The sequence below is a fragment of the Pseudomonas sp. GGS8 genome (genome assembly GCF_024168645.1).
GTDB lineage: Bacteria > Pseudomonadota > Gammaproteobacteria > Pseudomonadales > Pseudomonadaceae > Aquipseudomonas.
In genome coordinates this window covers 424,982-444,419 of record NZ_JALJWF010000001.1, presented here as the reverse complement: position 1 = coordinate 444,419, position 19,438 = coordinate 424,982, and the positions used below count along the sequence as shown (strand labels likewise).

General features: G+C 59.9%; 16 protein-coding genes. 5 read left to right on the top strand and 11 right to left on the bottom strand.

All coding sequences use genetic code 11. The features are described from left to right. Positions 1-59: 59 nt before the first annotated feature. Genes J3D54_RS02075 through J3D54_RS02055 form a run of 5 tightly spaced genes read right to left on the bottom strand, consistent with a single transcriptional unit; the run spans position 60 to position 5,448 of the window. On the bottom strand, positions 60-1,061 hold the full coding sequence (locus tag J3D54_RS02075) for a MoxR family ATPase (RefSeq protein ID WP_253416492.1): 1,002 nt from the start codon (positions 1,059-1,061) through the stop codon (positions 60-62). Beyond that, positions 1,058-2,221, bottom strand: coding sequence for a DUF4350 domain-containing protein (locus J3D54_RS02070; RefSeq protein ID WP_253416491.1), 1,164 nt, complete (start codon positions 2,219-2,221; stop codon positions 1,058-1,060). The genes J3D54_RS02075 and J3D54_RS02070 overlap by 4 nt, the downstream gene beginning before the upstream one ends. Continuing rightward, positions 2,218-3,762 (bottom strand): DUF4129 domain-containing protein, encoded by a 1,545-nt coding sequence (locus tag J3D54_RS02065; protein WP_253416490.1) that lies wholly within the window; start codon positions 3,760-3,762, stop codon positions 2,218-2,220. Before J3D54_RS02065 ends, J3D54_RS02070 begins: the two co-directional genes overlap by 4 nt. Further along, positions 3,749-4,726, bottom strand: a complete 978-nt coding sequence (locus J3D54_RS02060) for a stage II sporulation protein M (protein ID WP_253416489.1) — start codon at positions 4,724-4,726, stop codon at positions 3,749-3,751. The genes J3D54_RS02065 and J3D54_RS02060 overlap by 14 nt, the downstream gene beginning before the upstream one ends. Next, positions 4,723-5,448 carry an RDD family protein gene (locus J3D54_RS02055; RefSeq protein ID WP_253416488.1) on the bottom strand — a complete coding sequence of 242 codons (726 nt, stop codon included), beginning with the start codon at positions 5,446-5,448 and terminating at the stop codon, positions 4,723-4,725. Before J3D54_RS02055 ends, J3D54_RS02060 begins: the two co-directional genes overlap by 4 nt. 183 nt (positions 5,449-5,631) lie before the next feature. Between J3D54_RS02055 and sbcB the strand changes: the two genes are divergently transcribed. Then, the gene (gene sbcB / locus J3D54_RS02050) at positions 5,632-7,062 is read left to right on the top strand and encodes an exodeoxyribonuclease I (protein WP_253416487.1); all 1,431 of its coding nucleotides are present in this window, start codon (positions 5,632-5,634) and stop codon (positions 7,060-7,062) included. A gap of 98 nt (positions 7,063-7,160) precedes the next feature. Here sbcB and mvaT read toward each other — a convergent pair whose 3' ends face one another. After that, positions 7,161-7,538 carry a histone-like nucleoid-structuring protein MvaT gene (mvaT, locus tag J3D54_RS02045; protein WP_007933316.1) on the bottom strand — a complete coding sequence of 126 codons (378 nt, stop codon included), beginning with the start codon at positions 7,536-7,538 and terminating at the stop codon, positions 7,161-7,163. Positions 7,539-7,865: 327 nt separating this feature from the next. On the opposite strand from mvaT, the gene purU reads away from it, so the two are divergent. After that, complete coding sequence (purU, locus tag J3D54_RS02040) at positions 7,866-8,714, top strand: formyltetrahydrofolate deformylase (RefSeq protein ID WP_253416486.1); 849 nt, start codon at positions 7,866-7,868, stop codon at positions 8,712-8,714. A gap of 75 nt (positions 8,715-8,789) precedes the next feature. Further along, positions 8,790-8,972 (top strand): hypothetical protein, encoded by a 183-nt coding sequence (locus tag J3D54_RS02035; RefSeq protein WP_253426852.1) that lies wholly within the window; start codon positions 8,790-8,792, stop codon positions 8,970-8,972. A 152-nt stretch (positions 8,973-9,124) separates the two neighbouring features. On the opposite strand, the gene J3D54_RS02030 is transcribed toward J3D54_RS02035, so the two are convergent. The 4 genes from J3D54_RS02030 to J3D54_RS02015 all read right to left on the bottom strand — a co-directional run bounded on the left by J3D54_RS02030 (position 9,125) and on the right by J3D54_RS02015 (position 14,090). Beyond that, a complete protein-coding gene (locus tag J3D54_RS02030; RefSeq protein ID WP_253416485.1) occupies positions 9,125-10,120 on the bottom strand; it encodes a lysylphosphatidylglycerol synthase transmembrane domain-containing protein in 996 nt (331 codons plus the stop codon). Beyond that, a complete protein-coding gene (locus J3D54_RS02025) occupies positions 10,117-10,893 on the bottom strand; it encodes a DUF2334 domain-containing protein (RefSeq protein WP_253416484.1) in 777 nt (258 codons plus the stop codon). The genes J3D54_RS02030 and J3D54_RS02025 overlap by 4 nt, the downstream gene beginning before the upstream one ends. Continuing rightward, positions 10,886-12,007 carry a glycosyltransferase family 1 protein gene (locus J3D54_RS02020; protein WP_253416483.1) on the bottom strand — a complete coding sequence of 374 codons (1,122 nt, stop codon included), beginning with the start codon at positions 12,005-12,007 and terminating at the stop codon, positions 10,886-10,888. The genes J3D54_RS02025 and J3D54_RS02020 overlap by 8 nt, the downstream gene beginning before the upstream one ends. A gap of 193 nt (positions 12,008-12,200) precedes the next feature. Continuing rightward, positions 12,201-14,090, bottom strand: a complete 1,890-nt coding sequence (locus J3D54_RS02015) for a methyl-accepting chemotaxis protein (protein WP_253416482.1) — start codon at positions 14,088-14,090, stop codon at positions 12,201-12,203. 184 nt (positions 14,091-14,274) lie between these two features. On the opposite strand from J3D54_RS02015, the gene J3D54_RS02010 reads away from it, so the two are divergent. Next, positions 14,275-15,762: a helicase HerA-like domain-containing protein gene (locus J3D54_RS02010; RefSeq protein ID WP_253416481.1), complete on the top strand. Its 1,488-nt coding sequence runs from the start codon at positions 14,275-14,277 to the stop codon at positions 15,760-15,762. Positions 15,763-15,881: 119 nt separating this feature from the next. On the opposite strand, the gene J3D54_RS02005 is transcribed toward J3D54_RS02010, so the two are convergent. After that, entirely contained in the window at positions 15,882-16,337 is a 456-nt protein-coding gene (locus J3D54_RS02005) for a DUF721 domain-containing protein (RefSeq protein WP_253416480.1), read from the bottom strand. Between the two features lie 307 nt (positions 16,338-16,644). Here J3D54_RS02005 and secA point away from each other — a divergent pair, with 307 nt between their 5' ends. Continuing rightward, a complete protein-coding gene (secA, locus tag J3D54_RS02000) occupies positions 16,645-19,380 on the top strand; it encodes a preprotein translocase subunit SecA (protein ID WP_253416479.1) in 2,736 nt (911 codons plus the stop codon). Positions 19,381-19,438 lie beyond the last annotated feature (58 nt).

Genomic DNA, 19,438 nt, shown 5'->3' with positions numbered 1-19,438 from the left:
GCTTCGCAACCCAACGGGGGCAAGCCCCCTCGCCACAGGGGTGGTTCGCATGGCCATGTTCACAGGCGTGGCGCCGGCACTTGTTCGAGCAGTTGCTTGAGCACCTGATCGACGTCCAGCCCTTCGATATCCAGCTCCGGGGCAATCCGCACCCGGTGACGCAGTACCGCGAGGGCGCAGCCTTTGATGTCATCGGGAATCACGAAGTCGCCACCTCGCAGCAGCGCACGGGCGCGGGCGCAACGCACCAGGGCGATGGAGGCGCGAGGCCCGGCGCCGAGGGTCAAGCCCGGCCAGGTGCGAGTGGTGCGGGCCAGGCGCACGGCGTAATCGAGCACCTGATCGTCCAGCGGCAGATCGCTGGCGATGCGCTGCAAGGCCAGCACGTCCTTGGCTTGCAACACGGTGCGCAGCGGTTGCACGTCGAGCATGTCGGCGCGGGTCGAGCGACTGACCTGACGCACCATGTCCAATTCCTGATCGGTCTCGGGGTAGTCCATGCGCACTTTGAGCATGAAGCGGTCGAGCTCGGCTTCCGGTAACGGGTAAGTGCCTTCCTGTTCGATGGGGTTTTGCGTGGCCAGCACCATGAACGGTTGCGCGATGGGCAGGGCGCGGCCTTCGAGGGTGACCTGGCGTTCCTGCATGGCTTCGAGCAGCGCGGCCTGGGTTTTCGCCGGGGCGCGGTTGATTTCATCGGCCAGCAGCAAGTTGGTGAACAACGGGCCTTTGCGCAGTTTGAATTGCTCGGTCTGCAAGTCGTACACCGCGTGCCCGGTGACGTCGCTGGGCATCAGGTCGGGGGTGAACTGGATGCGCGCGTATTCGCCACCGAAGCAACGGGCGAGGGCGCGCACCAGCAAGGTCTTGCCCAACCCCGGCACGCCTTCGAGCAGCACATGGCCGCCGGCGATCATGGCGGTGAGCACGTCGTCGATCACGCCGTTCTGGCCGATCACGGCTTTTTGCAATTCCGTTCTTATCGCCTGGGCCAACTGGCTGGCGCGCTGGCGCTGCTGGGCGGCGTGGGTCTGGGTGCCGGGCTCGATCTGTTCACTCATAAGGCGTTCCTCAAGGTTTGCAGGTGGGCGACCTGACGGCTGAATTCAGCGCTGGACAGCCGCTGTTTCGGTCGCGGGCTCATGGCCTGGCTGATGGCGCGTGTGGGTTGGCCGGTCAGGCGTGCGAGCACCAGCCATTGTTCGGCGACGCCGAGTTGTTCAAAACCGGGGTGTCGGTGGCGGACACGGCGCAGGATGTCTTGCTGCAAGGCTTGCAACAGGCTGTGCTGACCGCTGCGGCGCAGCCTGAAATCGGCGCTGGCGCGCAGGTGTTCCTGAAGTTGCCGGCGGGCTCTTGGAGCCGGTTCCAGCAACGGGCCATTGCGCACGCCAACGTGCCAGAACCCCAAAGCGATCAAGGCGATCAGGGCCACCAAGGCTTGCGCAAAATAGCGCCACAGCAACGTCAGCAAGCTGTCGTGATCGGTATTGAACAGCAAGGTCACATCGGTGTCGGCCGCCAGGTACCACAGCAGCCAGGCGTTGTCGTATTGGCCGATGGCGGGGCTTTTCCAGAGGTCGGCATCGGTCACCACGGTGATCGAACCCAGCCCGTGGCTCAGCTGCATCATGTGCGTGGCCTTGCCACTGTTGGCCCAGGCCTGGGCGAGGTTTTTCGGGTCGTCGAGGTGGAACGCGGTATCGAAGCTGAAGTAGGCCGGCGCCTCTTCGTTTTCCAGATAGAGCTTGGTCAGTTTGGGGTAGGGATCATCGCGCAGATCGGGAGGCGAGTCCTTGAGGTCTTTGCTCAGGAACTGGTGCAACTGCACCCGATCGAGCAGCAGGTCATTGCTCTGACCGGTTTTTTCATCCCACAGGGCTTCGGCGACGAATAACAGACGTCCACCGGCCCGGGTCCAGTTCAGCACCTGATCCACCTGTCGCGGGGACATGTTCGATCGGTCGCCGAGCAACAGCAAACTGTGCTGACGGGGCTCAATGGTCGGCAGGATGTCGAGGTTGTCGGCATGGCTGACGGTCAGGCCCTGTCGGCGCAGAAAGTGCTCGGCCGCCAGGTAGGGGTTGGCCTGGGCTTCGGGGGAAGGGCCGTGATCGATGTCTTCTTGATAGGGCATGGCCTTGAAGTAGAGGTAAACACTCAGCGCGCCCAAGAGCACGGCGATGAATACGCCGACCGCCTGCCACCCCCTGCGGTTCAACGGGTTGCTCCCGGGCCGAACAACACGCGCCAGCCGTCACAGAGCTCCTGTTGCAAATGCGCCGGTGGCAGGCGATGCCCGTAGGCCATGTTCTGCCAGTGCGCGGTCAGGTTTTTGCTGAAGGCCAGCAAGGCTGGCTGTTGCAGTTGTTCGATGCGCTGAAGCACCTCGCCTTCGGTGTCGGCGGGTTTGAGCGCCATGTTGAAATCGTGCAGTAAGTGACTGAGCAGGGCGCGATAGAGCAAGCCGAGGGCTTCACGCGGGTTGGTCTGCCAGAGGCTTTCGGCGCTGGCCGCGACATCGGCGGGCAGGGTTTCGCGGTTGAGGTCCAGGCCGAACGCTTGCTGCGGTAATGGTCGCGTCATTTTTCGGTTCAACGCTGGCCGGCGGCTGACGAACGCCTGCAACCAGTCGCGGTAACGCCAGATCAACAGGCCAATGGCGCCCATCACCGCGCCCCACAGCAACACTTCGATCAGGTTGGCCAATGGGCCGAAACGTTGGCTGTCGAGCAAACTGAACAGCGCTTTCAGCCAGGCGGGTGTTTGACCATCGTGCACGGCGTCGTCGGCGGGCTTGTCTTGGCCAAACCGATAGCGGGTCACCGTTTCCTTGTTCTTGAACGGTGGTTGATCGAGGATGGCCTTGATGCTATCTCGGGACGCCTGACTGGTCAGCGGTTGCTCCAGCAGACGCGGGCTGTCCGGTGACATGTCCGGTTCGGCGGCCCAGACGCTTTGCCCCGTCGGCGCCAGTACAATCGTCGCCAGCAGCAGCATGACGACCGCGCTGCTCAGGCGTTGGCGCAAGCGGCGGAACACCAGTTCGATGTCCCAGGCTTCCAGCCGCGTGCGCCGGTTCAGATAAAGGCTGAAACCGCAGGCCACATAGATCGGTTCCCAGACCACCAGCACCAGGGCGTAAAAAGTATTGGTCAGGTGTTCCAGCCAGCGCCAGTCTTGTGTGGCGGCGGCAATCAAGGTCTGCCAGCCCCAGTCGAGTTCGACCTGCAATGGCAAGAACATGTAGAACAGCACCATCAGGCCGATCCACAACGCGCTTTCCAGCTGTACGCCGATGATCGTCAGCCACTGCGCGGCACCGGCATTGCGCTGCAACAGCACGCGTATACGTTGTTGTCGTGCTTCGCCCTCCAGGCCTTCGAGTTGCACCACCGGCATCAGAAAACTGCGGCTCAGGCTCAGGCGGCGCCAGGTCAGGCTGGCCAGCAGTTGCGGCTTGAGCAGGCGCGGCCATTGGCGCAGGGCCTGTTTCAGTGTGGGGGTTTCGCCGAACATGGCTTTGGACAGGATGTACAGCGGCAGCCGATCGAACGCGGGTTTGAGCCACCAGAACAGAAACAGGGCGAGGGAGGGCGAATCCCACAGTATCAGGCTGAGCAGGGTAAAGATCGGCAAGGTCACGATCGCCCAACTGGTCATCAGCAGGCGTCGATGGCGCTGACTCAGCAGCACCCCCAGGTCCATGGCTTCCCAGCTTGTGCGCGGGCGAATCACCGCACTGGCGTCACTCAGGCGCATGGCGGGGCCGTCCGGCAAACAGCAGATAAGTGGCGACCGACACCCAAAGCGCTGCGCCAATCAGGTATTTGGTCAGCAGCGCAGTTTCGCTGCGCGACGACCAGTAGGCTTCGATAAACGCCGCAATCAGCAGCAACAGCATGACCCCGCAAATCAGCAACACGCTTTTGCGTGCGGCCAGTCGCAGGGCCTCGGCCCTTGGCAAACGACCCGGCGCGATCAACGCCCAACCCAGTTGCAGGCCGGCGGCACCGGCCAGGGCAATGGCGCTCAGTTCGAAGGCACCGTGACCGATCACGAACGACCAGAAGGTTTGCCCATAGCCGATGTGTGTCAGGTGCCCGGCCACCGCACCGATCATCAAGCCGTTGAAGAACAGGAAAAACGCACTGCCCAGGCCAAACAACAAACCGCTGGCGAAGGTCTGAAAAGCGATGCCGATGTTGTGCATGATGTAGTAACCGAACATCATCCAGTCTTCACTGGCCGCCCGTTCTGCCAAACGCCCCAGATGACCGGCGTCGGGGTCGTACATGTTTTGCATCTCACTGACCTGCTCGGCCGGGATCAGGCTGTAGACCAGTTCCGGAAACAGATAGACCAACAACGCGAAGCCGATCAGGCTGCCAAAAAATATCAGGCCGGAAGCCAGTACGAAACGCCATTGTTCGCGCACCAGTCGCGGGAATCCGGCAAGGATGAAACCCAGCATATTGGCACCCAGCCGACTGCGATGCCGGTAGAGCTGTCGATGCCCGCGCAGCACTTGTTGCTGCAACGAGTCAATCAGGAAACTGCTGTAACCGCGCTCCTGAGCCAGAGCCAGATGGTGGCAGAGCCGTCGGTAATCGCTGGGGAAACTGGCGATTCGTGAGGCTTCCTTGTTTCGTTCGAGCCGTTCAAGCGTGAGTGCAAATTGCTCCCATTCGGCCTTGTGGCGGTTTTCGAACAGGCTTTGCTTCATAGGGGGCCCAACAGGCCGCGGGCGATGCCGTTGAGTTCGGCCACGGCCTGCGGCTTCGATACCTGTAACGGTTGCGCAAGTATCGAGGCGAGCTCGTTGATCCGTGCTTCGGAGAGTTCACTCTGGCGCTCGGCAAACCCGAGGATGGCGCGTTGTTCGGTCAGCGTCAGCGCGAAGGCTGTGCGCCGTGGTGGGACATCGGGCAACTGTGGGCGGGTGAGCGGTTGTTCGCTATAGACCACCAGCGTGCCGGCGGCCAGGTCGCCGAGGCGTTTGAACGTGGGATTTTGCAGGCAACTGATCGCCCCGAGAAAGTAGCCGAACGGCAACATGTCGACAAATCGCAACAGGTTGCGCACCAAGGACGCGGACCAGCCGATGGGCGTGCCGTCGTCCTGCACCACGCGCAGCCCCATCCATTGCTTGCCCGGCGAGCGCCCCTGATTCAGCACTTCGAACAGCACCATGTACCACCAGCTCACCACGAACAGCAAAATCGAGCCCAGCCCGGCGCCGAGTTTCCCGAGAAACATCAGCACCATAAACAGCAGGCCCAGGATCAAGCCGCGCAGGCCCAGGTCGATGGCGAACGCCAGCGCACGGACCATCAACCCGGCCGGGCGCAGTGGCAAGTCGATGCCTTCGGGCGTTTCGACGTGATACCGCGTGTCCAGTGGCGGGGCCAGCGTTGCTTTCCGTGGCGGTGCTGTGGTCTCGAACATGGGCAACCTTGGTGTGGCTGGTTTGCGAATCGATGTCCGTCCGATGCTAGCAGCCTCTCGGGGGGAAACGACATAACTATGTATTGCACGGTGCGTGGCCAGAGGTGATTGAATGACAAGAATTCTGGTCGGGGCAGCCTGTGTGCGCCTAGACTTCGCCGGTCTTCAGTTCAGGAACAACCCGTGACCTCGATCTTCTGGTACGACTACGAAACCACTGGCATCAACCCCCGTTGCGACCGTCCGTTGCAAGTGGCGGGGATTCGCACCGACTTCGATCTCAATGAAATAGACGAGCCGGTCAATCTCTACTGCCAGCCCAGTGACGACATCCTGCCGCATCCGGCAGCCTGCGCGATCACCGGTATCACGCCAGACCGTCTGGCCGAGCAAGGTTTGAGCGAAGCCGATTTCATGACACGGGTGCATGCCCAGCTCGCCGCCCCCGGTACCTGTGGGGCGGGGTACAACACGCTGCGTTTCGACGACGAGATGACCCGTTACAGCCTGTATCGAAACTTTTTCGATCCCTACGCACGGGAGTGGCAAGGGGGTAACAGCCGCTGGGACCTGATCGACATAGTGCGCGCGGCTTATGCGTTGCGTCCCGATGGCTTCGTCTGGCCCACGGATGACGAAGGGCGGGTGACGCTCAAGCTCGAACGCCTGACGGCCGCTAACGGCATCGATCACGGAAATGCCCACGAGGCGCTGTCGGATGTTCGCGCCACCATCGCCCTGGCGCGTCTGATTCGCGAGAAACAGCCGAAGTTGTATGACTGGCTGTTTCAGTTGCGCAGCAAACAAAAGGTGATGGACCAAATTCGGCTGTTGCAGCCGATGGTGCACATTTCCGGACGCTTTTCGGCAGCCCGCCATTATGTGGGCGTGGTACTGCCACTGGCCTGGCATCCCCGCAATCGCAACGCGCTGATTGTCTGTGACCTGCACCTGGACCCACAGGGGCTGCTCGAGCTGGATACCGAAACCTTGCGTCAGCGGCTTTATACCCGCCGTGACGATCTGGCTGAAGGCGAACTGCCGGTGCCACTCAAGCTCATACACATCAACAAGTGCCCGGTCGTGGCGCCGTTATCGGTACTTCGTCCCGAAGATCAACAACGCTTGGGGCTGGACATGGCGCTCTATCAGGAGCGGGCGCTGCGGCTAAGTGCCGCACAACAACTTTGGCAAGATAAAGTGTCGGGGATTTATGCCCGTGAGGATTTCGCCGCGAGCCAGGACCCCGAACAACAGTTATACGACAGTTTTATCGGCGATCGGGATCGTCGTCTGTGTGAGCAAGTCCGAGCCGCCGACCCTGCGCAATTAGCACAAGAGCAGTGGCCGTTCGATGATGAACGTTTGCCTGAATTATTGTTTCGTTATCGAGCACGCAACTTTCCCGATACGTTGAGCCTGGAAGAGCAAGAACGCTGGCGAATATTCTGTCAGCAACGTTTGTCCGTACCGGAGTGGGGCGCTCCCAATACGCTGGAAAGTTTTCTGACAGCTGCCGCCCAATTGACGATTAGTCCTACATCGTTTCAGCAAGAGGTTCTGGATGACTGGCTGATTCATGTCCAGGCATTACGAAAACGTTTGAATCTTTGAAAACGAAAATGATGTCCGCTTGAATCCCGGACATAAAAAAACGCCAGCATTCGCTGGCGTTCTTTTGGGTCGCGATCAGGCTGCGACACGCTTGCGGCTTAGCCCAGCAGGGTAGCCCAGCCTTCAACCACATCACCGCCCCACTTGGCTTTCCACTCTTTCAGAGTCTTGTGGTTGCCACCTTTGGTTTCGATGACTTCGCCGTTGTGCGGGTTTTTGTATTGTTTAACTTTGCGAGCACGCTTGGTGCCGGTAGTTTTTACTGCGCCGCCACGTGGAGCCTTGGTTTTGGACTCTGGATCCAACAGGGCAATGATGTCACGCAGGGATTTGGAGTATTCGCCCATCAGGGTGCGCAATTTGCCTTCGAATTCCAGCTCGGTTTGCAGTTTGTCGTCTTGGGACAGGTTCTTCAAACGGGCTTGCAGCTCTTTGATAGCTTCTTCGGTGGCGCGATATTCGTTGATCAAGGACATGGGGACTACCTTATGTTGGCGCTAGATGACAGGGTGACAGTGCGACAATAATAGTCAGGGTGTTTCATCAAGTAAACATTTAACCGAAGTTTTATTTAAATGAGTTGCGGTGAATAGGACACACATTGGGATGACAGTTAAATAGCGTCACAATTATTCACAGTTGCCCCCTTGAAGATTGGCTACAAGAGCACCATGCACTGGCGTATGGCGCCGCCGGAATCTGTGTCGCGGACCGCAATCTGCGGCCGCGCGTCATCAATACTGCAGTTTTGCTGCGCAATCGCTAGAATGGCGGCCTTTGCGAAGTTCTGGAGTTTCCCCCTCATGCGCACTTTTCGGCTGGTGATTGCTTGCCCGGACCGCGTCGGCATCGTTGCTAAAGTCAGTAACTTTCTGGCGTCACATAACGGCTGGATCACTGAAGCGAGCCATCACTCGGACAATCTCAGTGGCTGGTTCTTCATGCGTCACGAAATTCGTGCCGATTCGCTGCCTTTCGGTATCGAAGCCTTTCGCGAAGCGTTTGCACCGATTGCCCAAGAGTTCTCGATGGACTGGCGCATCACTGACACCGAGCAGAAGAAGCGTGTGGTGTTGATGGCCAGCCGTGAGTCCCATTGCCTGGCTGACTTGTTGCACCGCTGGCACAGCGACGAACTGGATTGTGAAATTGCCTGCGTGATTTCCAACCATGACGATTTGCGCAGCATGGTCGAGTGGCACGGTATTCCTTACTACCATGTACCAGTCAACCCGCAGAACAAGGAACCGGCCTTCGCCGAAGTCTCGCGTCTGGTCAAACAGCATGAGGCCGAAGTGGTGGTGCTGGCCCGTTACATGCAGATTCTGCCGCCCGAGTTGTGCCGCGAATATGCCCACAAAGTCATCAACATTCACCACAGCTTCCTGCCGTCGTTCGTCGGTGCCAAGCCGTATCATCAAGCTTCGATGCGTGGCGTGAAGTTGATCGGCGCCACTTGCCACTATGTCACCGAAGAGCTGGACGCCGGTCCGATCATCGAGCAGGACGTGGTGCGCGTCAGTCACAGCGACAGTATTGAAGACATGGTGCGCTTCGGTCGTGACGTCGAGAAAATGGTGCTGGCCCGTGGCCTGCGTTATCACCTGGAAGACCGGGTGTTGGTGCACGGCAACAAAACCGTCGTGTTCTGACAGCCATTCGGTTGAAATTCGAAGGGCCTGGGCGTTCAATCGCTTCAGGCCCTTCGCCGTTTCTGCACTGAGGACATGACCATGGCCGATCCGCTGGACAAAGCCACTTCCAAGGCGCCCGCCACATTGGGTGAGGGATGTTTGAGCCGCTACGACCCGGATGACCTGAGCCCCGAAGACGGCACGGAGTTTCCCGGTGCCGCCGAGTTGTGGGAGCAGTTGCAGGACGATTCTGACGATACAGCCAGCGGGGCCTGAAAAGACCCTGTGGTGAGGGCGCTTGCCCCCGTTGGGCTGCGAAGCGGCCCCGGCACTCTTTCAGGTAGACCTTGCGTGCTGATCTTGCGACGGCTGCGCCGCCGAACGGGGCGGTGCGGCGTTCCGACAAGCCCCCTCGCCACAGATGATCTTTAAGCTTGCTTGAATTTCATCAGCTTTTTCAGCAATGGCCGCCCGAGCATCAGCAGAAACACCGGGCCACCGACCACCAGATAGAAGTAATAGGTCACTGTCCGCCAGATCAGAATCGCCGCCGCTGCGGTGGATTTCCCCACCATGGGCGCCAGCAGCGCCGCCGACGTCAGTTCCGCCGCCCCGGCACCGCCCGGCAACAGACTGAATTGCCCCGCACTCAATGACAGCATCTGGATCAGAAAGCACCAGGCCCACTGCAAATCCACGCCCAGCCCGCGCAACGCCAGATACAGCACGCTATACCGCAAGACCCAATGCAGGCAGGTCAGGGCAAACACGGTGATCAACGTCTGAAAGGGTAACTTCAGTGTGTCAGTGAACGCCGCCAGGAAGTGCAGGAGCTTTCGCGCCCAGCGAAGCCGAGTCGCCTCTTTGACATTGAGGTGGGCGAGCAACCGACCGCTCAGGCGAATCAGTGAGCGGTGGTAGCGAGCCACCACCGCGCAACTGAACAGCCCAACGAACATCGAGATGGCGCTGACAGTCAGCAGCCACTCCATGCGCTGACTGAGGTGCTGGAACAATGCATAAATCAGAATCCCGCACAGTGCGCAGAGGAAAAACAGCAGGTCGCTCAACTGGTCCATGGCGAACACGGCGCTGCCCCTGGCTGGCCGCACACCGTGTCGAGCCAGCAGGGCCATGATGGTCAGCGGTCCGCCACTGCCGCCGGGGGTGGCGCAGTAGGCGAACTCGGCGGACATCACCACCCCGAGGCTTTTGAGGCGGCTCACCTTGTCACTCTGATCGCCCAGCAACAGGCGCAAGCGCAGGGTGTTGATCATCCAGCACAACAGGATCATGCCGAACATGATCAGCAGCCATTCCAGCGGGAAGCGTTGCAGCCGTGACCATGTCTCGCCGCCGCCCAACAACGAGGGGATGAGCACCGCAGCGAGCAGGGCGATGACCAGCAGAATCCCGCGGCTCATGCGGCGCGACCAACGAGGTCGTGTTGCAGCGACAGCCAGTTGGCCTTGGTCATCGGCACACGGCCCTCGTCGAGCAAACGCTTGAGGAGTTGCAGCCAATAATGACGCGAGAACTCATGACGCATGTCCACCGGGTGCAGGCCGAGGCGAATCACCGGCGCCTGGCGCCAGCGCTGTTCGCGCTGATCGCTGACGATTTTCGACAGGCCACGGCGCCAGGCACTGCGCGCGCTCCAGACCAGGCCGGGGGCATCGATTGCGGTGAAATCCGGCAAACGATACAGGTGCTGCGAATCGCTGGTGTAGCGCAGCGGTAACTGACGCAAGGCCTGGCGGGTGCCTTCGCTCATCAGCCAGGCGGGGGCGACGAAGCCTTCGAGCGGCCAATTGTAACGATGGAATACCTCGATTCCGGCACGCAGACGGGTGAGGGCGGCTTCAAGAGGCAGGTCGTAGAATTCGCCTTCATGGGTATAGATCCGGCGCATGAACCAGTCTCGGGGAGTGGTGGGATTCGGCCCGTCATCGCAATGGTAGTAACCGTGCAGTGCCAGTTCGTCGCCGCGAGCGACACGATGGCTCAGCAAACGTCGAAATGCCGGATAGGCGTCGAGGTCGTTATGTTTATGGAAGTTCGGCACCACCAGCCAGGTCATCGGCACTTCAGCCAGCGCGTCGACGGCTTCGACGAAAGCCTGGTAGTCGGGCCAGGTTTGCGGCGCAACGTCGTGTAGCACCAACAACACACTGGGCGCGTTCATGGGCTCAGCCATTGGCGATCAGCGGCCATTGCGTGCCGAGTACGGCGTGATAGTGCCCCAGCAGGCTGTGGACCACTGTGTCCCAGGCGTAATGTTGTTCTACATGTCGGCGGGCCTGCTTGCCCAATGCGGCGCTGCCCTGGCTGAACAGCTCACGTACGGTGTTGGCCATCGCCACTGGATTGTTCGGTATACAAAGCAGGCCGCATTGATCGGTGACAATCTCCTGAAAAGCCCCGGCCGCCACGGCGACCACCGGAATGCCGCTGGCCATGGCTTCAAGGACGACCAGGCCAAAGGTTTCCTGATCGCCGGCATGCACCAGCGCGTCGGCACTGGCCATCAGGCGCGCGACTTGCGCCGCCGGGCAGAACTCATTGAGGACGGTGACATTGCGCGGCACCAGGGTCGGCATCGAGGAACCGACCAGCAACAGGTGGTAACGACGCCCCAGGCGTTTCATGCAATTGAGCAGCACCGGCAGGTTTTTTTCTTTGGAGCCACGGCCGGCGAAGATCAGCAGGTGAGTGTTTTCATCGATGCCCAATTCGGCCCGCAGGCCTGGATCCCGTACAGCGGGGTTGAAGGTTTGCAGGTCGACACCCAGGGGTTGTACGAAAACGTTCTTCACCCCCAGCCCGATCAGTTTGTCGGCCATGACCTGACTCGGCGCCAGAACCCGGTCGAAGTTGCCATAGAGTTTGCTGACATAAGCTTCGACATTGGGTGTAACCCAGTTGCCCATGCGGTTACTGACCAGCATCGGCAGGTCGGAGTGATAAAAGCCGATCACCGGCACATCAAGTTGCCGCTTGGCGTCCAATGCGGCCCAGGCGGTCAGGTAAGGGTCGCCGACTTCAATCAGATCGGGCTGTAAATCTCGCAGAACATTGCGCCACGGCCCGAGACGGAGGGGGAAGCGATACCCCTTGCCGAAAGGCAGGGCGGGGGCCGGAACCGTGTAAATGCCATCCCGTTCACTCAAATGCGCCCCTGGGATCAGCAAGCTATGGCAAATGCCGGGTTTGATGCCCAAACGACGGTGTTTGGCATCCAGATAAGTGCGCACGCCACCGCTGGCAGGGGCGTAGAACATGGTTATGTCAGCGATATGCACGATGAACATCCCTCCGGGTTCGATGTGCTCCCTTTGGTTGACCTATATGAAGGATAGATGTTCGGTTGGGTTTTGCGGTGGGGGGATGCAGCGGGATTTTATGGGGGCTGGATGGACGCCTTCGCGGGCAAGCCTCGCTTCTACAGGTTCACATATACCTGTGTAGGAGCGAGGCTTGCCCGCGAAGAGGCCAGTTCAGACGCTAGATACGGAAACTGCCCACCAATTGCTTCAAGCGCGAGGCCTGTTGCTCAAGGTCCGAGCACGCCCGCAAGGTCGATTGCAGGTTTTCCACGCCTTCCTGGTTCAGCGTGTTGATCTCAGTGATGTCCACGTTGATCGACTCGACCACCGCCGTTTGTTCCTCGGTCGCCGTGGCCACCGACTGGTTCATGCCGTCGATTTCGCCGATGCGCAATGTCACGCTGTTCAAGCGCTCGCCGGCCAGGTTAGCGATTTCCACGCTGTCCTGGCTGTGCCGCTGGCTATCGCTCATGGTGCTGACGGATTCGCGGGCGCCGACTTGCAGCTCCTCGATCATGGTCTGCACCTGTTGCGCCGATTCCTGTGTGCGGTGCGCCAAGTTGCGCACTTCGTCGGCCACCACGGCAAAACCGCGTCCGGCTTCACCGGCCCGTGCCGCTTCGATGGCGGCGTTGAGCGCCAGCAGGTTGGTTTGCTGGGAGATGCTGGTGATCACTTCGAGAATCTGCCCGATGTTCACGGTTTTGCTGTTCAGCGATTCGATGTTGGTGCTCGAAGCGCTGAGCATGCTCGACAGCTGATTCATCGCGGCAATGCTGCGATCCACCACTTGCTGGCCGTCTTCGGCCAGGCTGCGGGCATCGCTGGCCTGGTTCGATGCCTGAGCGGCGTTGCGGGCGATTTCCTGGGCGGCGGCGCCGAGCTGGTTGATTGCCGCGGCGACGCTGCTGGTGCGCGAGGCTTGCTGGTCGGAGTTGAACATCGACGAGTTCGAGGCCGCCACCACCCGCAAGGCCACTTCGTTGACCTGGCCGGTGGCCGAGGACACTTCGCGGATCGAGGTATGAATCCGTTCCACGAAACGGTTGAACGCTGTGCCTAGGATGCCGAATTCGTCCTGATTCTGGATGGTCAGGCGTTTGGTCAGGTCGCCCTCGCCGTCGGCGATGTCTTCCATGGCGCGGGTCATGACGTGCAGCGGCTGGATCAGGATGCGGATCAGCATGCCCAGCAGGGCGATGATGATGGCCACGGCAATGACCGTCGCGACGACCGCCGAGGCGCGGAATTCGCTGAGCATGGAGAAGGCTTTGTCCTTGTCCACCGACAGGCCGATGTACCAATTGACCGACGGCAAGCCTTTGATCGGGGTGAAAGAGACGATGCGGGTTTTGCCGTCGACGTCCACTTCAGTGAAGCTGCTGCTAATGCGTGGGGTATTTTTCGGGTACGCCTCGCTCAGGGACTTCATCACCAGGGCTTTGTCCGGGTGAACCAGGATCTTGCCGTCGGCGCTGACCAGAAAGGCATAGCCCATGCCGCCGAAATCGCGCGCGATCAGGGTGTCGATCAGGGTTTTCAGGCTCAAGTCACCGCCTACCACCCCCACGCTTTTCCCCGATTTTTTCGAAGCGGTGGCAATGGAGATGATGGTTTGACCGGTCGCCGCATCTACGTAAGGTTCGGTCAGCGTCGAGCCGTTGCTGTTTTCCGCGCCTTTGTACCAAGGGCGAACTCTGGGATCGTAGCCGTCCGGCATCTTGGAGTCCGGGCGGTTGATGAAGTTGCCGCTGGCATCACCCAGGTACCTGGCCATGAAGGTCGATGCCAAAGCATTTTGTTCAAGCAGACTGACGACGTTGGATTGTTCGGGGTTGATGGCAATGTTTTGAGCGAGGTTCTCTACCAGCAGGATACGACCGGCCAGCCAACTCTGGATGTTGTTGGCGGTGACGTCTCCCATCTCGGTGAGATAGTTATCCAGATCTTCACGAATCGCATTGCGCTGCAAATAGTCGTTGTACAGCGTGAAGGAGGCGAAGGCAGAAATAACGATCAGGGCGGCGGCAAGCAGTATTTTATGGCTGAAGCGCAGATTTTTATTCATGGCTTGGGGGTCCGCTAAAGTCTTAATGTCCAGGGCGTGCTTTTACAAAGGCGCGCAAAATGGGCAGTGATGAAAGTAAGCTGATATTTCCGTCTCTCCTTAGGGAATTACCGACGCTATTTTCAGTCTGGTCTCTCGGTTGTTATCGGCCATGAAGGATCAAAGATTAACCATGGGTGACAAAATGCCTGACTCATCGCAACTCGTTATCGGCGCTGACCTCGCGGGCCAGCCAATCGCCCAGGCCATGCGCCTGGCGAACCGTCACGGTTTGGTAGCGGGCGCTACCGGGACCGGTAAAACCGTTACGTTGCAGCGTCTGGCCGAAGCGTTCAGCGATGCAGGCGTGGCAGTATTCGCGGCGGACATCAAAGGCGACTTGTGCGGCCTGGGCGCCGCCGGCAACCCTCAAGGCAAGGTCGCGGAGCGGATCGCCGGCATGCCCTGGCTGAACCATAAGCCTCAGGCCTATCCGGTAACCCTGTGGGACATTCACGGTCAATCGGGTCATCCACTGCGCACCACCTTGAGCGAAATGGGGCCGTTGCTGCTTGGCAGCCTGCTGGAGCTGACCGACAGTCAGCAGTCGGCACTGTATGCCGCGTTCAAGGTGGCTGACCGCGAAGGGCTGTTACTGCTGGATTTGAAGGATTTGAAGGCGCTGCTCAATCATCTGCGCGATAACCCCGAGTTGCTGGGCGATGACGCCGCACTGATGACCACCGGCTCCAGCCAGGCCCTGTTGCGCCGTTTGGCAACGCTGGAACAGCAAGGCGCCGAGGCGTTGTTCGGCGAGCCGGCGCTGCAACTGGAAGACATGTTGCAACCGGCCGTGGATGGTCGCGGGCGCATTCACTTGCTCGACGCCAGCCGTCTGGTGCACGAAGCGCCGAAGGTCTATGCGACGTTCCTTTTGTGGTTGCTGGCCGAACTGTTCGAGCAACTGCCGGAGCGCGGTGATGCGGAGAAACCGCTGCTGGCGCTGTTTTTCGACGAGGCGCACTTGCTGTTTGCCGGTACGCCCAAGGCGTTGCAGGATCGTCTGGAACAGGTTGTCCGTCTGATCCGTTCGAAAGGCGTGGGTGTGTATTTCGTCACCCAATCACCGGGCGACTTGCCGGATGATGTGCTGGCTCAGTTGGGCCTGCGTGTTCAGCACGGCTTGCGCGCGTTCACCGCCAAAGAACAGAAATCCCTGCGTGCAGTGGCCGAGGGCTTCCGGCCGAACCCGGCATTTGACGCCTTGTCGGTGTTGACTGAGCTGGGGATCGGCGAGGCGTTGGTCGGCACCTTGCAGGACAAGGGCACGCCCGGCATGGTCCAGCGGGTATTGGTCGCGCCGCCGCAATCGCGGATCGGGCCGTTGACCGAGACGGAACGTACGGTGCTGATCGCCGGTTCGCCGTTCAAGGGGCGCTATGACAAGCCGATCGATCGCGAATCGGCCTATGAAGTGCTGATGGGACGCAAGGGGCTGGCGCCAGAGCCTGAAACCGCGCCGGGAAAACCTGCACCCAAAGAGCCGAGTTTCACCGAACAGGCCGGGGAATTCCTCGGTACGGCGGCAGGGCAGGCACTGAAATCGGCGATGCGACAGGCGGCCAATCAACTGGGCCGACAATTGGTACGTGGTTTGATGGGGTCATTGCTTGGTGGCAACAAACGCCGCTAGCGAGTGTACACAGTCAATATGTGGGAGCGAGCCTGCTCGCGATTGCGGCCTGACATTCAACGCATATGTTGACTGATACACCGCTATCGCGAGCAGGCTCGCTCCCACATGGGGCTATGTCATGCCTTGGGTTTGGCGTGCGCCGCCAGGCGTTCGAGGGCCGCCCGCAGGTTCGGGTCGGTAATCCCGTCAGCCGTCGCCTGAATGGTCGCCGCCGCATCCGTCGACAAGTCCATGGTATGCCCAACCGCTCCTTGCTGAACTGTGGGCGGCTGCACCTTGAACAGAATCCGCGTCAGGCTGGCGAACTCGTCGAACAGCTGTAACTGGCGTTGCAGACGCTTTTGCTGGTAGCGCAGGCGGGTGGCCCAGTGACCGTCGGTGACAATCAGTAATAAACTGCCTTCGCGCCACGACGCCACATGGCAATGCTCGCGGGCGGCCGGTTGCAGCTGGCTTTCCACCAGACGTTGTAAATGACCCAGGCGTTGAGCGTGGCCAAAGATGGCTTTCAGCGGTTTGGCTTCGCGAAGCAGAACGGCGGGTGCTCTGGCCGTGAGAGGGCGAAATGCCATGATCGAACACCTGAAGTAACAGAACGGCCATGGTAACAGAAAGCACCCGCTGGTCCCGACCCATTGCTTTACGAGCGCTTTACCCATTAAATCAACGAGTAACTTGTACCCTCGATGGGTTGAAGTTCAGTAAAAAGCCCTTATTTTAAGTGAGCCCCGTCACAGCGCAGTGCATGCATCGTGGAATAACGCCACTTTCCTCACCATCGTTTCCGGGTAGAATGCTCGTTCGCATGCGGCCATGAGGGCTGCACGGGCGACTCACGGGGCCGCCCTCCATCCCTTTAGTGTGGAAGATCCTGCCGATATGTTTGCGCCTTTGTTAAAGAAACTTTTTGGAAGCAAGAACGAGCGTGAAGTCAAACGCATGCTCAAGACGGTGCAGCTCGTCAATGCCTTCGAAGAGCAAATGGTGGCCCTTTCGGACGATCAATTGCGTGCCAAGACCAACGAGTTCAAGGCTCGCCTCGCCAAAGGGGAAACCCTCGACAAGCTGCTGCCAGAAGCCTTTGCGGTCGCCCGCGAAGCCGGTAAGCGCGTCATGGGTATGCGCCACTTCGATGTCCAGCTGATCGGCGGCATGACCTTGCATGAAGGCATGATCGCGGAAATGCGTACCGGTGAAGGCAAGACCCTGGTGGCAACACTGGGCGTTTACCTCAACGCGCTGTCCGGCAAGGGCGTGCACGTTGTGACGGTGAACGACTACCTGGCCCGTCGTGACGCCAACTGGATGCGCCCGCTCTACGAATTCCTCGGTATGACGGTCGGCGTGGTCACGCCGTTCCAGCCACCGGAAGAGAAGCGTGCCGCTTACGCCGCCGACATTACCTACGGCACCAACAACGAATTCGGTTTCGACTACCTGCGCGACAACATGGCGTTCAGCATGGAAGAAAAATTCCAGCGCGAACTCAATTTTGCCGTGATCGACGAAGTCGACTCCATTCTCATCGACGAAGCCCGTACTCCGCTGATCATCTCCGGTCAGGCCGAGGACAGTTCCAAGCTGTATATCGAGATCAACAAACTGATCCCGCAGCTTGAATTGCACGTCGAAGAAGTCGAAGGCGAAGTCACCAAGGCCGGCCACTACACCGTGGACGAGAAGACCCGTCAGGTCGAACTCAACGAAGCCGGTCACCAGTTCATCGAAGACATGCTCACCCGCGTCGGCCTGCTGGCTGAAGGCGAGAGCCTGTATTCGGCGCACAACCTTGGTCTGCTGACCCACGTTTATGCCGGCCTGCGCGCGCACAAACTGTTCAATCGCAACGTTGAATACATCGTGCAGGACGGTCAGGTCGTGCTGGTCGACGAACACACCGGCCGTACCATGCCGGGTCGCCGTTTGTCCGAAGGCCTGCACCAGGCCATCGAAGCCAAGGAAAACCTGAACATCCAGGCCGAGAGCCAGACCCTGGCGTCGACCACGTTCCAGAACTACTTCCGTCTGTACAGCAAGCTGTCCGGCATGACCGGTACCGCAGACACCGAAGCGTTCGAATTCCACCAGATCTATGGCCTGCAGGTCATGGTCATCCCGCCGAACAAGCCGTTGGCGCGTAAAGACTACAACGACTTGGTGTTCCTGACCGCCGAAGAGAAATACGCGGCGATCATCAACGACATCAAGGAGTGCATGGCTCAGGGCCGTCCGGTGCTGGTGGGTACCGCCACCATCGAGACGTCCGAGCACATGTCCAGCCTGCTCGTGAAGGAAGGCATCGAACACAAGGTTCTGAACGCCAAGTTCCACGAAAAAGAAGCCGAAATCATCGCTCAGGCCGGTCGCCCGGGCGCACTGACCATCGCCACCAACATGGCCGGTCGTGGTACCGACATTCTGTTGGGCGGTAACTGGGAAGTGGAAGTGGCTTCGCTGGAAGATCCGACCCCTGAGCAGATTGCCCAGATCAAGGCCGACTGGCAGAAACGTCACCAGCAAGTGCTGGAGTCGGGTGGTTTGCAGGTGATCGCCTCCGAGCGTCACGAATCGCGCCGTATCGACAACCAGTTGCGTGGTCGTGCCGGTCGTCAGGGCGACGCCGGTTCCAGCCGTTTCTACCTGTCGCTGGAAGACAGCCTGATGCGCATCTTCGCCTCTGACCGGGTGAAGAACTTCATGAAGGCGCTGGGTATGCAGTCCGGTGAAGCGATCGAACACCGCATGGTGACCAACGCCATCGAGAAGGCTCAGCGCAAGGTTGAAGGTCGCAACTTCGACATCCGTAAACAGCTGCTCGAGTTCGACGACGTCAACAACGAACAACGTAAAGTGATCTATCACATGCGTAATAGTTTGTTGGCCGCCGACAACATTGGCGAAACCATCGCCGATTTCCGTCAGGACGTGCTCAACGCCACCGTCAGCGCACACATTCCGCCGCAGTCGCTGCCTGAGCAGTGGGACGTGGCCGGTCTGGAAGCGGCGTTGCAGAGCGACTTCGGTGTGGCGCTGCCGATCCAGCAATGGCTCGACGCAGACGACCACCTGTACGAAGAAACCCTGCGCGAGAAGCTGCTGAACGAACTGATCGCCGCGTACAACGAGAAAGAAGATCAAGCCGGTGCCGAAGCACTGCGCACCTTCGAGAAGCAAATCGTGCTGCGCGTGCTCGACGACCTGTGGAAAGACCACCTGTCGACCATGGATCACCTGCGTCACGGCATCCACTTGCGTGGTTATGCGCAGAAGAACCCGAAGCAAGAGTACAAGCGCGAATCCTTCACCTTGTTCTCCGAGCTGCTGGATTCGATCAAGCGCGACTCGATCCGTGTGCTGTCGCACGTTCAGGTGCGCCGCGAAGACCCGATCGAAGAAGAGGCGCGCCTGCGTCAGGAAGCCGAGGCGCTGGCTGCGCGCATGCAGTTCCAGCACGACGAAGCGCCTGGCCTGGAGCAACCGGAAGTGTTGGGTGAAGAGATCGATGTAGCGCTCGCCACCGCACCGGTACGCAACGAGCAGAAGCTGGGCCGCAACGAACTGTGCTACTGCGGTTCGGGCAAGAAGTTCAAGCATTGCCACGGGCAGATCCAGTAAAACCCGTTTCAAACGCTGAAATACCCGCGCCGCGACCGGCTTATGCCGTCGCGGCGTT

What these genes read in the sequence shown, in the direction of transcription:
- secA (WP_253416479.1), top strand. Translation starts at nt 16,645, where the DNA reads ATGTTTGCGCCTTTGTTAAAGAAACTTTTTGGAAGCAAGAACGAGCGT.
- J3D54_RS02055 (WP_253416488.1), bottom strand. Translation starts at nt 5,448, where the DNA reads ATGTTCGAGACCACAGCACCGCCACGGAAAGCAACGCTGGCCCCGCCA.
- J3D54_RS02065 (WP_253416490.1), bottom strand. Translation starts at nt 3,762, where the DNA reads ATGCGCCTGAGTGACGCCAGTGCGGTGATTCGCCCGCGCACAAGCTGG.
- J3D54_RS02025 (WP_253416484.1), bottom strand. Translation starts at nt 10,893, where the DNA reads ATGGCTGAGCCCATGAACGCGCCCAGTGTGTTGTTGGTGCTACACGAC.
- J3D54_RS02010 (WP_253416481.1), top strand. Translation starts at nt 14,275, where the DNA reads ATGCCTGACTCATCGCAACTCGTTATCGGCGCTGACCTCGCGGGCCAG.
- mvaT (WP_007933316.1), bottom strand. Translation starts at nt 7,538, where the DNA reads ATGTCCTTGATCAACGAATATCGCGCCACCGAAGAAGCTATCAAAGAG.
- purU (WP_253416486.1), top strand. Translation starts at nt 7,866, where the DNA reads ATGCGCACTTTTCGGCTGGTGATTGCTTGCCCGGACCGCGTCGGCATC.
- J3D54_RS02075 (WP_253416492.1), bottom strand. Translation starts at nt 1,061, where the DNA reads ATGAGTGAACAGATCGAGCCCGGCACCCAGACCCACGCCGCCCAGCAG.
- J3D54_RS02030 (WP_253416485.1), bottom strand. Translation starts at nt 10,120, where the DNA reads ATGAGCCGCGGGATTCTGCTGGTCATCGCCCTGCTCGCTGCGGTGCTC.
- J3D54_RS02060 (WP_253416489.1), bottom strand. Translation starts at nt 4,726, where the DNA reads ATGAAGCAAAGCCTGTTCGAAAACCGCCACAAGGCCGAATGGGAGCAA.
- J3D54_RS02005 (WP_253416480.1), bottom strand. Translation starts at nt 16,337, where the DNA reads ATGGCATTTCGCCCTCTCACGGCCAGAGCACCCGCCGTTCTGCTTCGC.
- J3D54_RS02020 (WP_253416483.1), bottom strand. Translation starts at nt 12,007, where the DNA reads ATGTTCATCGTGCATATCGCTGACATAACCATGTTCTACGCCCCTGCC.
- J3D54_RS02015 (WP_253416482.1), bottom strand. Translation starts at nt 14,090, where the DNA reads ATGAATAAAAATCTGCGCTTCAGCCATAAAATACTGCTTGCCGCCGCC.
- J3D54_RS02035 (WP_253426852.1), top strand. Translation starts at nt 8,790, where the DNA reads ATGACCATGGCCGATCCGCTGGACAAAGCCACTTCCAAGGCGCCCGCC.